Source organism: Streptomyces siamensis (genome assembly GCF_039543605.1).
Classification (GTDB): Bacteria; Actinomycetota; Actinomycetes; order Streptomycetales; family Streptomycetaceae; genus Streptomyces; species Streptomyces siamensis.
On the sequence record NZ_BAABKB010000003.1, the window covers coordinates 116,842 to 129,839 of the forward strand.

General features: G+C 67.3%; 10 protein-coding genes. All 10 read left to right on the plus strand.

Annotation, left to right across the window (positions count from 1 at the left end):
• The first annotated feature begins 317 nt into the window (after positions 1–317).
• The 10 genes from ABEB03_RS09500 (at position 318) to ABEB03_RS09545 (ending at position 12,994) form a co-directional block, all read left to right on the plus strand.
• Positions 318–1,061 carry a hypothetical protein gene (locus tag ABEB03_RS09500; RefSeq protein WP_345644513.1) on the plus strand — a complete coding sequence of 248 codons (744 nt, stop codon included), beginning with the start codon at positions 318–320 and terminating at the stop codon, positions 1,059–1,061.
• A 112-nt stretch (positions 1,062–1,173) separates the two neighbouring features.
• A complete protein-coding gene (locus tag ABEB03_RS09505) occupies positions 1,174–1,821 on the plus strand; it encodes a hypothetical protein (protein WP_345644516.1) in 648 nt (215 codons plus the stop codon).
• Between the two features lie 93 nt (positions 1,822–1,914).
• A complete protein-coding gene (locus ABEB03_RS09510; RefSeq protein WP_345644519.1) occupies positions 1,915–6,588 on the plus strand; it encodes an RHS repeat-associated core domain-containing protein in 4,674 nt (1,557 codons plus the stop codon).
• Positions 6,585–7,124 carry an SMI1/KNR4 family protein gene (locus tag ABEB03_RS09515; RefSeq protein WP_345644522.1) on the plus strand — a complete coding sequence of 180 codons (540 nt, stop codon included), beginning with the start codon at positions 6,585–6,587 and terminating at the stop codon, positions 7,122–7,124. Before ABEB03_RS09510 ends, ABEB03_RS09515 begins: the two co-directional genes overlap by 4 nt.
• 376 nt (positions 7,125–7,500) lie before the next feature.
• Positions 7,501–8,094 carry a hypothetical protein gene (locus tag ABEB03_RS09520; RefSeq protein ID WP_345644524.1) on the plus strand — a complete coding sequence of 198 codons (594 nt, stop codon included), beginning with the start codon at positions 7,501–7,503 and terminating at the stop codon, positions 8,092–8,094.
• A gap of 1 nt (position 8,095) precedes the next feature.
• The gene (locus tag ABEB03_RS09525; RefSeq protein ID WP_345644527.1) at positions 8,096–8,692 is read left to right on the plus strand and encodes a hypothetical protein; all 597 of its coding nucleotides are present in this window, start codon (positions 8,096–8,098) and stop codon (positions 8,690–8,692) included.
• A gap of 52 nt (positions 8,693–8,744) precedes the next feature.
• Positions 8,745–9,572 carry a hypothetical protein gene (locus tag ABEB03_RS09530; protein WP_345644530.1) on the plus strand — a complete coding sequence of 276 codons (828 nt, stop codon included), beginning with the start codon at positions 8,745–8,747 and terminating at the stop codon, positions 9,570–9,572.
• Positions 9,573–10,065: 493 nt separating this feature from the next.
• A complete protein-coding gene (locus ABEB03_RS09535; RefSeq protein WP_345644534.1) occupies positions 10,066–10,794 on the plus strand; it encodes a hypothetical protein in 729 nt (242 codons plus the stop codon).
• 20 nt (positions 10,795–10,814) lie between these two features.
• Complete coding sequence (locus ABEB03_RS09540) at positions 10,815–11,684, plus strand: hypothetical protein (protein ID WP_345644537.1); 870 nt, start codon at positions 10,815–10,817, stop codon at positions 11,682–11,684.
• Positions 11,681–12,994, plus strand: coding sequence for a CpaF family protein (locus tag ABEB03_RS09545; RefSeq protein ID WP_345644540.1), 1,314 nt, complete (start codon positions 11,681–11,683; stop codon positions 12,992–12,994). The genes ABEB03_RS09540 and ABEB03_RS09545 overlap by 4 nt, the downstream gene beginning before the upstream one ends.
• Positions 12,995–12,998: the final 4 nt, after the last annotated feature.

The window sequence follows — 12,998 nt, forward strand, 5'->3', positions numbered from 1 at the left end:
TCGCTCTTGCGTATCGCGAAGGGTTGGATCGGGGGGGATTGGGGTGGCTGGGAAGGTTTTGTGTGGACGGTCGCGTACTCGCTGGAAGGGGATCGCCTCGCGCGCATTCCGACATCACCACGCGAATGGCGTCCACCCGCACGATCGTCTGGAAGTGACGGAGTGGTCCGAGGGCTCTCGCGAAGGCGGCCGGACGACGGGGACCCGTGCACAGGAAGCCGACGAAGGATGGACGACGGATACTCGTGCGGTCGAGGGTCGAGGGTCGAGGGTCGAGGGTCGAGGGTCGAGGGTCGAGGGTCGACTCAGGAGAAGCCATGGACATTCGCGCAGTTGTGACCGGTTTTCCGAACGCCGCCCCGCTTCCGGGACTCGAAGCCGCCTGGCACTGGACGCCGGCGCCGGGCATCGACTTCGCCGGGGCGCTCTCGGCCGATGGCGAGCGTCTGCTTCAACTGAGCGGCAGGGATTCCTACGACCAGGAACTGGCGGCAGCCGCCTTGATGTTCGCGAGAGACCATGAAGCGGACATCTTTCTTCGCAACCCCCATCTCGGGGCGGCCGCGGGCTTCGTGGCACCGCAAGGGCGGACGTTCGACGTCGTCGCCGGAGTGGGCGCCGAAGTACACCGCTTCTACCGTGTCGAGAATCCGGACCTGACCCCGTTGGTCCGTCTCGTGTTCCCGGCGTACGCCGGCGAGTTCTCCGGGGACGAGACGCTCGACGAGGCGGTGACCCGGTATCGGATGCTGCGCATGAACAACCTGGATCGGGACCCCGTTCCCTACCTCAAGATGCGCTACGCGAATACGCGGACGAAGAGCCGGAGCACGGGCCCGGGACGTGGATTCACCGCGCCACGCCGCCTGTTGGCGGAGATCCAGCTGCTGGAAGGGGGTCCGGGCAGCTTCGTCGAGTTCGAGAACAGGCATCACCAGGTGTGGCGCGTGGAGTGGCACGACGTCCACCTCGTGGCGGAGTGGGAGCCGGATGCCGGTGCGCCGAAGGAGATGCAGCTCGATGAGCTGCTGTCTTTCGCGGAACGCTCCTTGTACGTCTGAGCGAGATGTCGGGCCGCTGATGCGTGACGAGGCCGAGGTGCCCGAATGACGCCGCACGTCACCTCGTAGGCTGACCCGGCCGAACTGAAGGACGAGCAACGGGGGACGCGTCATGGCCCGCTACATGGAGACGCTCACCATCGAGCGCGGTGGCTTCCGCATCAAGGTGCCCGAGTCGTGGTGGGAGTTCGACGTGCGGCCCGAGTCCCGCGACGACTCCGTACGGCGCATGGTCGGCGAACGGATCGAGCAGCACCCGGAGCTGGCCGCGTACCGCGACACGTACACCGCCTTCCTGCGGAAGTCCGCGGCCGACGCGTGGAAATCGGGCGCGCTGTACTGCGGCTGCATGGCGGAGAGCTTCGGCGGGGACACCCCGATCACCGCGTCCGTCACGGTCTCGATCGTCGGCGGCCGGACCCAGTCCGGTGACCCCCTCTCGACGGACCCCGCGACGATCGCGGGCCGGCTCGCCGTACGCGAGGCGAAGAAGGAGGGCGACGCCTGGCGGAAGGTGACCACGGTCGACATCCCCGGCGTCGGACCGGCGGCCCGCACCTACGGCATCGAGGACATTCCCGTACCGGACGACGCCCTCAACCGCACCGTCCGCGCCGTGCTCATGCAAACGTTCATCCCCGTGCCGGGCCAGGAGGGCAAGGTCGCCCTCGTCACCGGGAGCAGCCAGGTACTCGACCTCGCGGACTCCTTCTTCGACATCTTCGACGCCATCACCTCGACGTTCCGCTTCGCGAACTAGACCGGGCGAACGGCCTTCCCGTCACGCGCACATCCCTAGTAACTTCGATCGTTCGTACGGTTGTTGTGGTGTGGGCGTGACGGGGGTTGCGGTATGGCGGGGAATCGGCCGGGGGACTGGCATGTCCTGGACCTGGACAAGGACCCCACTCCCGGTGATCCGGACCGCGTGCGCCATCTGGCGAAAAACCTGCATGACTTCGCGGACGATGTCGGGGAGGCGTTGCGGTCGGTCAAGGGGATGGCGGACGAGGACGCTGTTCTGAAGTGGGCGGGGAAGTCGGCGAAGGCGTTCGGGGACGAGTTCTCGGGTGTGCCGAAGCAGTTGAAGAAGTTGAAGAAGTCGTACGAGATGGCCGGGGATGCGCTGGCCGTGTATTGGCCGGTGTTGGAGCGTGCGCAGGCGCTGGCGGACAAGGCGCTGGCGAAGGGGCGTGAGGCGCGGTCCGACCTGTCGTCGGCCAAGTCGCGTCTGTCGTCTGCGGATTCGTGGGTGGAGCGGGCGAACGAGGAGGCGGACAAGTACAAGGACGATCCGACCGGGAGCAAGGACAAGGAGAAGCCGGACGAGGGCAAGGTGCGTGCGGCGACGCGGGATGCGCAGCATGCCAAGTCGGCGCAGACGTCGGCGCGGTCGGACGTGACGAGCGCGAGCGGTGCGTTGGACGCGGCGAAGAAGATGGCCGAGGACGCGCGGAAGATGCGCGAGGAGGCCGCTCGTACGGCGAAGACGAAGATCGACGAGGCGTCGGACGCGGGGATCCACAACCGTAAGTGGTGGGAGGAGGTCGGGGACTGGTTCTCCGACAACTGGGACACCATCGTCGCGGTGTGCAAGGTGGTTGTCGCAGTGGTCGGGATCATCGCGATGATCATCGGCGGGCCGATCCTGGGCGCGATCGTGCTGATCGCCGCGCTCGTCGTCCTCGCGGACACGCTCAACAAATATCGCAAGGGCCAGGCCTCCTTGTGGGATGTGGCGTTCGCGGCGCTGGACTGCATACCCGGCGGCAAGGGGATCACCACCCTCGGCGGATTGGCCAAAGGCTTCAAGTCTCTCGGCAAGATGGGCCTCAAGGGCATGGCCCAAGGCCTCCGCGGCTTGGGCAAGAGCGCTCGGGGCATGCTCGGAGATGCCGCGAGCGGTATGGCCGCGCGGACCAAGAACGCCTATGGCCGCCTGAAGGAACTCGTGCGTGGCTGCGGTGACCCGGTGGACATGGCGACCGGCAAAATGTTCCTCTCGCAGACCGACGTCCTGCTGCCGGGCACCCTGCCATTGGTGTTCACGCGACGGGTCGAGTCCGGTTACCGAGCGGGCTGGTGGTTCGGGCCGTCCTGGTCTTCCACGGTCGACCAGCGTCTGGAGATCGATGACCAGGGGACCGTCTTCGTCACCGAAGACGGTCTACTGCTGGCCTACGCTCACCCGCTGGGGCCGGACGAACCCGTACTGCCCGACGTAGGTCCCCGATGGCCACTCGTCCGTCTGGACAACGGCGAATACCGTGTGGACGACCGATCGCGCGGCGTGACGCGATGGTTCGCCAGGCCCGTCGCCGGTGTCGCCTTGCTCCGTCGCATCACGGATCGCAACGGCAGCGCGATCGAGTTCGACTACGACGAAGCCGGCACCCCGTTGGCGATCAGGCATTCCGCGGGCTACCACGTGAGGATCAGCACCTCGGACCATCGCGTGACAGGGATTCATCTGGTGGGCGGTGACGCGGAGGGCGTGGACGTCACCGTCATGAGCTACGGCTATACGGACGGCAGCCTGACCAGCGTGGTCAACTCCAGCGGCCTGCCCCTGCGGTTCGGCTACGACGAACAGCTTCGCGTGACCTCATGGAGGGACACGAACAACAGCAGCTACACCTACGTCTACGACCAGTGGGACCGCTGCGTCGAGGAAGGCGGCGAAGCCGGGCACCTCGCTGTCTCCATCGACTACGACGACGTCGACCAGGCTTGGCCGGACGACCGGATCACCACACTGACGACCTCGGAGGGAGCAGTGACCCGCTTCGTCGTCAACGACGCGTTTCTGGTCGTGGCCGAGGTCGATGCCTGCGGCGGTGTGACGCGCTCCGAGTATGACGCCGACCAGCGACTGGTCTCGGCGACCGATGCCATGGGGCACATCACGCGATTCACCTACGACCCGTCCGGTCATCTCGTCGCCGTGGAACGCCCCGATGGCGGATCGACGCGTTGTACGTACAACGATCTGGGGCGGGTTGCCTCGGTGACGCTGGCGGACGGGTCCACGATCTCGCGGACGTACGACGGTCGCGGCAACTGCACCTCAGTGACAGATCCGCTCGGGGCCACCACACAATACGAGTACGACGAAACGGGGCAGATCTGCGCTGTCACCGATGCGTTGGGCGCCACCACATCTGTGCGTAACAACCCGGCTGGACAGCCGATCGAGATCACGGACCCATTGGGGCATCGGCTGACCCGTGACTACGATCCCTTCGGCCGCGTACGAGCCACAACCGACCCGCTGGGGTCCGTGAGCAGGTACTGGTGGACAACCGAAGGCAAGATTGCTCGGTTTGTCGGACCGGACGGGACCGAACAGCAGTGGAGTTACGACGGGGAAGGAAACTGTCTCCGTCACGTCGACGCCAACGGCGGCGTGACGACGTACGAGTACACCCACTTCGATCTGCTCAGTGCTCGCACAGGTCCCGATGGAAGCCGCTACGAATTCACCTATTCCCCTTCACTGCGGCTGACCCGTGTACTGGGTCCCGAACGCCTTGCGTGGACATACCGTTACGACGCGGTAGGCCGTCTTGTCGGCGAGCAGGACTTCGACGGACGACAGGTGGCGTACGACCGGGACCCGGCGGGGCGCGTGGTCGCGCGGACCAATCCCCTCGGTGAGGTGGTCCGGTACACCCTTGATGAACTGGGCCGAACTGTCAGGAAGGACGCCGCGGGCAAGGTCACCACGTACGTCTACGACCGAGGCGGGATGCTCCAAAGTGCCGTGAATCCGGACTGCGAGATCACCTGGCATCGGGACGGCGCGGGCAGGGTGGTCGCCGAGACAGTGAATGGCCGCACACTTTCGTGCCGATACGACGCCAGAGGGCGACGTGTCGCGAGGACCACTCCTGCAGGAGCGACGGCAGAGTACGCGTACGACGATGCAGGGCGCCCTGTATCGCTGGTCACCTCAGGACGTGTCATCGACTTCCGCCACGATGCCGCAGGCCACGAGATCTCACGTCTGTGGGGCGACTCGACCGCACTGACGCAGGACTGGGATCCGGCCGGGCGCTTGGTGGGGCAGACGCTGTCGGCGGCCGGCGAACCGGTGGAGCAGCGGAGCTATGCGTTCCGCGCGGACGGACACCTCAGTGTGATCGACGATCTGCTCGGCGGCCGGACCGAGTTCGGTCTGGACGGTACTGGGCGTGTCACCGAGGTACGCGCCCGTGACTGGGTCGAGGCGTATGCCTATGACGCTGCGGGAAATCAGACCCGAGCGGCCTGGCCCGCTCGTCAGTCGGGCAAGGACGTCCAGGGAGACCGGGCATTCGAGGGCACCAAGCTCAACCGCGCAGGCTCTGTGCATTACGAGTACGACGCCGTAGGGCGGATCGTGACGCGGCGCAGGACCCGCTTGTCCCGCAAGCCCGATGAGTGGCGCTACGAATGGGATGCCGAGAACAGGCTCATGTCGGTGACCACGCCGGACGGTATGGTCTGGCGCTATTTGTACGACCCTTTCGGGCGCCGTATCGCCAAGCACAAGCTGACTGCTGACGGGGGGACAGCAGTTGAGGTGACCCTCTTCACATGGGACGGTTCCGTCGTCACGGAGCAGACGACCACGGCGGCAGATCTCCCCCAACCCGTCACGCTCACCTGGGACCACGACGGAATACGTCCGCTCGCCCAGACTGAACGCATCACGGATGCGTCGTCCCAGGAAGAGATCGACAGCAGGTTCTTCGCCATTGTCACGGACCTCATCGGCACGCCGACGGAACTCGTCGACGAGGCAGGGACAGTTGCGTGGCGCGCGCGAAGGACTCTGTGGGGTGTTACCGCATGGGCGGCGAACAGCGCGACATACACGCCCCTTCGTTTCCCCGGCCAGTACCACGATCCGGAAACGGGTCTGCACTACAACCACCATCGCTATTACGACCCTGAAACGGCCCGATACGCATCGCAGGACCCGCTGGGTCTCGAGCTCGCACCGAATCCCGTCGCCTATGTGCACAACCCGTGGACGTGGGCGGATCCGCTCGGCCTCGGGCCGTGCAATGGTGTGTATGCCTACAACGGACAGGTTCATTATCTGCCGTTGGACGAATACGGTCGCGCCACGGGTGTCGATGCGCTGATCACTCGCGACATGCTCAGGCAGGGCACTCCTGCGGCCAGTGAGATCCATCCTTCCGGCTGGAGCGGCCACGGCACGCTCTACAACGAGGGACGAGGGCATCTGCTGGCCGACCGCCTGGGGGGATCCGGGGATCTGGAGGAGAATCTGGTCACCCTCACACAAGACCCCACGAATACGCCCATCATGCGTGACCAGATCGAGCAGCAGATCTTTGACGCGGTGGATGGTGGGCAGATGGTGACCTACCACGTCCGGGCCCATTACCCTGAGCCGGGCGATGTCGCACCGCACCAGCTCACCTTCCACGCGCGCGGCGACGGTGGGTTCCGCCTGGACAGGGTCCTTGAGAATCCGGCAGGAATGTTCAGGCTCGGAGAGACGGAGATGCTGTGACCGCACAGGACGATCTTCTGCAACTGGTGCCACCGCCCGAAGGTGCGGAGGTGGAGGTGGACTGGCCCCGGTTCGAAGAAGCGCTGGGGGTGGTGCTGCCGGACGACTACAAGTGGCTGGTCGAACGATACGGGCCGGGTTCGTTCAACAGCTTCCTTTACATCCTGCAGCCCGTCTCGCCTTTCCATCCGACCCGCCTCGTAGAATCCGCTGACCGGGCGGCCGAGATCCTCGACGAGTTGCGGGAGAACGGGGAAAAGATTCCCTACGAGACCGATGAACTGCTGCCCGTCGGTAAGACCGACAATGGGGACACCCTCTATTGGGTGACGCGTCCGGAGGTTCAGCCGAATTCGTGGACTGTCGTGGCGAACGGCGCGCGCAATACGGAATGGCCACACTTCGACGGAGGCATCGTCGCATTCCTGGTGGCCGTACTGTCCGGCGCGCATCGTGTGGAGATCTTCCCTCGCGACTTCCAGAAGGCTCAGCCTGTTTTCGAAGGCTATCCGTCTCCCGGGGCGCGGCGGCGCTGACCCTCGCCCCTGCGCTCCCGAGCGGGGTGCGGCGGGTAACCCTCCAGGCCTGGGACGCGTACGACGTAGATCCCGTGGCCGCACTCCCCGCACTGTGCCTCCGCATAGCCGGTGGGGCTCTCCGGCCGTCCGGTCTCGCGGCATGTCACCGCATGCGCGCCGCAATTGGGGCAGGCTGCGTCGGCTGCTGCCGTCTCGCCACGCATCACCTCTCTCGCCAGTTCCGACCATCTGGCGGCGAGCTCACTGCTGATCGGCCCATCCTGATCCACCCCGTCATTGTCGTCGGTGGTGGGCTTCACTTGAAGAAGCCGGGGCGCCGGTGCCGCAACCGGTCCCGTGCCCGGAAGGGCGAGTCAGACGAAACACAGGTGACATGCCGATCGAAGAGTACGAACAGCCCCTCTCCGTGTACCGCCTGCTCCCGGGCATGAGGGAGTACCAGACCCTCCACCTCGACAACTCGGTCGTGGACGTGATGCGTTGGCAGCTGCAGGGCTCGGTAGGGCTGTACCCCGCGGAGTTCACCGCGGAGCGGGGCGGCCATTCGCGCTGGAAGAAGAACGAGTTATTGACCGGAACTCCCGGCTGCCCCGTTCTGAGCCGCCGTATCGCGGATCTGCTGCGGGACGACCTGGAGAAGGCGGGCCGGCTGCTGCCCGTGCGGATCGAGAAGGCGGCGGCGGACGAGTATCTGTTGTACCTGGTGGAGCGGGTGGCGGACTGCCTGGACATGGAGAGGTCGTCACCGCCGGACCAACTGGGCCGTGTGCAGCGGTCGGTGTTCCGGCCGGAGGCGGTGCCGGTGGATGTGCCGGCCTTCCGCTCGACGGGGTTCCCTACGGCTGTCTGCTGGAACGGCTGGGCGGTCGAGCGTCTGACCGCCCTGTTGGGGGACCAGTTGGAGGTGCGGCTGGTGTGGTCGGAGGATCCGGCTCTGGTTCCGCACCACAACCCGTGGGGGTTCTGACATGAGCGACGAAGCCGGGGCAGTGGCCCTCCGCGAGCATGTGCTGAAGGAGGCCGTGCGCATCGTGGACGGCTTCCCCGAGGAGCTCAAGCCCGAGATCTACGTTGTCTCGTTCCGCATCTGGCGCGTGGGTCAGGACCCTCGCCGTCCGTACCTGGCCGTCGGCTACAACACCGAGAGCGAGGTCCGCCGGGTCCTGGAGCAGGAGTGCTCGTACGAGGGGACGGCCCGGTGGGAGTACGCGTACTGGCTCCTGGAGGGTTTCGAGACGGTCGGCCACGTGCCCGAAGACCCGGTCGGCAGCGCCCTGCACCTGGCCGAGGCGAAGGCGGAGGGGCTCTGGTACGAGGACGACGACACACTCTGCGAGGACGAGCGGGACGCCCGCGACGACGAACTCGTCGCGCACTTCGACGCCGTCTGCATCGACACCGCGCGACGCCTGCGGGCCGACGGGCACCTCGAACGGGCCCTCGGACGACCGGTGCCGATCGTGGTGTTCGACATGGACCGACCCGGCTGGGAGACGGAAGCCACCGAGGCGGCCAACCCTCCCGAGGCGATCACCGGGTTCGCGGAGCATCAGGCGGGGCTGTGAGGGCGTGCAGGGGCGCCCCACCCCGGTTGGTGTCCCAGAAGGATGGACGGCCGTGATGGTCGGCGTGCGCCGCAGTGTCGACAGGTGCCTGACCGAACTCTTTTCCTGCAGGGTCGAGCAAAGGGAGGGTTGCATGGATCCGGCTGCTGTCGTATCGGGTTTTCCGGGTGTCGAGGATTTTTCGGGAATCTCGGACGCCTGGCACTGGTCTCCCGTTCCCGGGCTCGACTTCGCTGCGGCGCTCAGCGGGGATCGTCGGCATCTCTTCCAGGTGAACGCCCGTGACTCCTACGATGAAGGGCTGGTCCGCGCGCTCCTCGTGGCGGCACGCGAGAACGGCTCCCGACTCCTGTCCGGCGACGCGCCGCTAACCACGATTCCCGGCTTTCGGTATCCGGGGCGTGACTTTGACGTCCTCGCCGCTGCGCGTCCGGGTGCGCACCGCTATCACGAAGTGCAGCAACCGGAACTGCAGAAAGTGACCTGGGCGGTCTTCCCCGGATACGAGTGTGAATTCGCTCGCCCCGACCGCTATTCAGTGGAGGATGCCCGGGAGAGCTTCCTCAGGTTCCTCACTCCGGCCGACCTCGACCGGGGGCCGACTCCCTTCCTCAGGGTGCGGTACGACAACACCGTGACCAAGGGAGGGACGGACGGTCCGAACGGCGTCCTGGTCAAGCCGCAGACTTTGTACCGTGAACTCGAACTGCTCGACGGCGCCCCGGGAAGCTTTGTCGAGTTCGAGAATTTCCGCGGACAGGTGTTCCGGGTGGACTGGGACGTGGACTGGATTCTCTCCGGAGGAGCAGAAGGAGGCGGGGCGCGCCGTCTGCGGCTCGATGACCTGTTGGTGTTGGCGGCGAAGTCCCTGCATGTCTGAGGATGGCCGCGGGGAGCCTCGGGGTGGCAGCGAGGCCCCCCGTGACGCCCCACAAGGTGGGACCGGCGCGCCCCACCCCCACGCCGCCACCCCTCACCCCGTCCCCCGTGCGACTGAAAGACCACTGCCGTGCGGCCCGGGCGTGAGCACCTCGTGCAGGCCTCGTGCGCAGTCCGTGACGAATCGCCGGGGCCGGGGCGTTCGTCGATTCGCGGCCGCACACCGGAGCGCCCGGTCGGATTCCCTTTCCCAACAGGGAACCAGACGCCCTCCGTTGCGCGTGAACAATGACGAGTCCACCGATGTCAGTGGTCCCTGACGCGCCTTGAGGGGCTTATGTGCGGCTGATACGGTGCCATGGCTTGACACTCGCTCCAGCGCTGGCTATCCGGCCAGGTCGGGCGGTACGTCCCACTCGGACGGGCCGGGGCGAAGTGTCCCAATTGGCATGTGAATTGGCAGAAATCTTCTTGGGTGTACGGGGAGCGGTTGCGTGAAGATCCAAGAGCGTACGGGGGCGGGAAACAACCGTTCCGCCACGTCGGCGCAGCCGGCGATGGGTGAGCGTCTGCCCTCGGCGCCTCGCGAGCGCAAACCCGCGCTCGCCGCTCTCGCGGTCCTCCTCATCCTCGTCGGCGCCCTCGGAGCCACCATGCTGGTGCTGCGGGCCGGCGACCGTGTCGAGGTCGTCCGGGTGACGGCGGACATCCAGGCCGGCGAGTCCGTGGGCGACCACATCACCTCGGTGATGGTCGCGGACGACGCCTCCATCAACTACGTCCGCTGGAACCAGCGGACCGGCCTCAAGGCGCTCAAGGCGAAGTCCACCATCTACCAGGGGACCGTCGTCATCGGCGACATGTTCGCGAGCAAGAGCAGCCTCCCCGCCGGCAAGGCCGTCGTCGGTCTCTCCCTCAAGGAGGGCCAGTACCCGGCCGACCTGAAGTCCGGCGACATCGTCGCCGCCTACTTCGTCGGTGACAGCTCCTCTTCCTCCTCGTCGTCCTCCTCGGACAGGTCCGGCTCGTCGTCGTCGAGCGGCGGAAGCAGCACGCCGATCGTCTCCGCGGCCCGCGTCACCAGCGTGCCGGACGACAGCGACAGCACCATCAGCAGCACCAACAAGCAGGTCACGGTCACCGTCGACGAGAGTGACGCGGCGCCACTGACCCGCGCCGCCGCCGCCAACGCGGTCTCCCTCGTCCTGGTCTCCGGCAACTGACGGCGAGTGGAGTAGAAGCCATGGCGCTCATCGCCCTCGCCGCCGACAAGGGATCCCCAGGCGTCACGACCGCCGCCGTCGCCCTCGCCGCGGTCTGGCCCCGCCGGGTCCTGCTCGCCGAGACGGACCCCGCAGGCGGCGACCTCGTCTACCGCAGTGCGGCGGCCCACGGCGGTCCGCTGAACCCCAACACCGGCATGCTCTCCATCGCGGCGACCGCCCGGCGCGGCCTCGTACCCGACCAACTCTGGGACCACGTACAGCCGTTGAGCGGCGGCCTGGAGGTGCTGGTCGGGCTCGGCATCGCCGAACAGGCCGCCGGTCTCGCCGGACTGTGGCCCACCCTCGGCCGGGCGTTCGCGCAGCTCGCCGATTCCCCGCACGCGCCCGCCGACGTCATCGCCGACTGCGGCCGGATCAGCGGCGAGACCCCCGTCGTCGAGATGTTCTCGCAGGCCGCCCTGGTCCTGCTGGTCTCCCGCACGGAGCCGGAGGCCATCGCCCGCGTACGCGACCGGGCCGCCGCCCTCGCCGCCAAGCTGCACGGCGGCCCCCGCGGCGCCGCGACCCTCGCCACGCCGCTCATCGGCGTCGTCCTCGTCACCGACCCCGGCGACTCCGCGAAGCTCGTCCACCAGGTCAACGACATGCTGGTGGCGGCGCAGACCGGTGCGCGCGTCGTGGGCACCCTCGCCGACGACCCCGCGGGCGCCGACCAGTTGGCGGGACGCAAGCGCGGACGGCTCGACAAGTCGCTGCTGATCCGCTCGGCCCGCAAGGTCACCGCGGACCTGTACCAGCAGTACGGCGCCGCCTGGTCCGTACCGGCCGCCGGGGCCCACGGGACGCCGGGGCCGCACGGGCAGCCCGCCGCCGGAGCAGGGCGATGACCGCCGTCGACCACCAGCTGGTCAAACGGTTCCGGCAGGACGCCGGTGACCGTATCGCCGAACAGCGTCGCGAGGACCAGGTCCGCGGCGTCACACCGATGTCCAACGAGGACGAACGGCACTACGCGCGGGCGGTCATAGCCCAGATACTCGAGGACTACGCCCGTACCGAGATCAACCTCGGACGCACCCCCCCCGACGCCGAGACCGAGGAGCAGTACGCGGCCGCCGTGCACGCCGCGCTGTTCGGCGTGGGCCGCCTCCAGCCGCTCCTCGACAACCCGGACGTCGAGAACATCGACATCAACGGGTACGACCAGGTCTTCATCGGCTACGCGGACGGCCGCGAGGTCAAAGGTGATCCCGTCGCCGAGAACGACGAGGAACTGATCGAGCTCATCCAGGTGCTGGGCGCCTACTCCGGCCTCTCCTCCCGGCCCTTCGACTCCGCCAACCCGCAGCTCGACCTGCGGCTGCCGGACGGGTCGCGGCTCTCCGCCGTCATGGACGTGACGCGGCGGCCCGCACTGTCCATCCGCCGTGCGCGGATGGGCAAGGTCTTCGTCTCCGACCTGGTCGGGAACGGCACCATCACACCCGAGGTCGCCCACTTCCTCGCCTGCGCCGTCCGTGCCCGCAAGAACATCATGATCGCCGGCGCCACCAACGCCGGAAAGACCACCCTGCTGCGCGCCCTCGCCAACGAGATCCCGCCGCACGAGCGCCTCATCACCGTCGAACGGGCCCTGGAGCTCGGCCTCGACACCTTCACCGACCTGCACCCGAACGTGGTGGCCTTCGAGGAAAGGCTGCCCAACTCCGAGGGGCAGGGAGCGATCACCATGGCCGAGCTGGTGCGCCGATCGCTGCGTATGAACCCCTCCCGGGTCATCGTCGGCGAGGTCCTCGGCGACGAGATCGTGACCATGCTGAACGCCATGTCGCAGGGCAACGACGGCTCACTGTCCACGATCCACGCGAACAGCTCCAGCGAGGTCTTCAACCGCATCTCCACCTACGCGCTCCAGGCGACCGAGCGACTGCCCATCGAGGCCAGCCAGATGCTCGTCGCGGGCGCGGTGAACTTCGTCGTCTTCATCCAGCGGCGCAACAACTACCAGACGGGCGGCCGGCTCCAGCGCATGGTCACCTCGGTGCGCGAGGTCAACGGCGTCGACGGCCGGGTGCTGTCCAGCGAGGTGTTCGCCGAGGCTCCCGACGGACGGGTCGTCCCGCACGCGCCCATCGCCTGCCTCGAGGACCTGGTCGAGTACGGCTACCGGCTGCCCGGCGGCGGGAATTGGGGCTGATCAT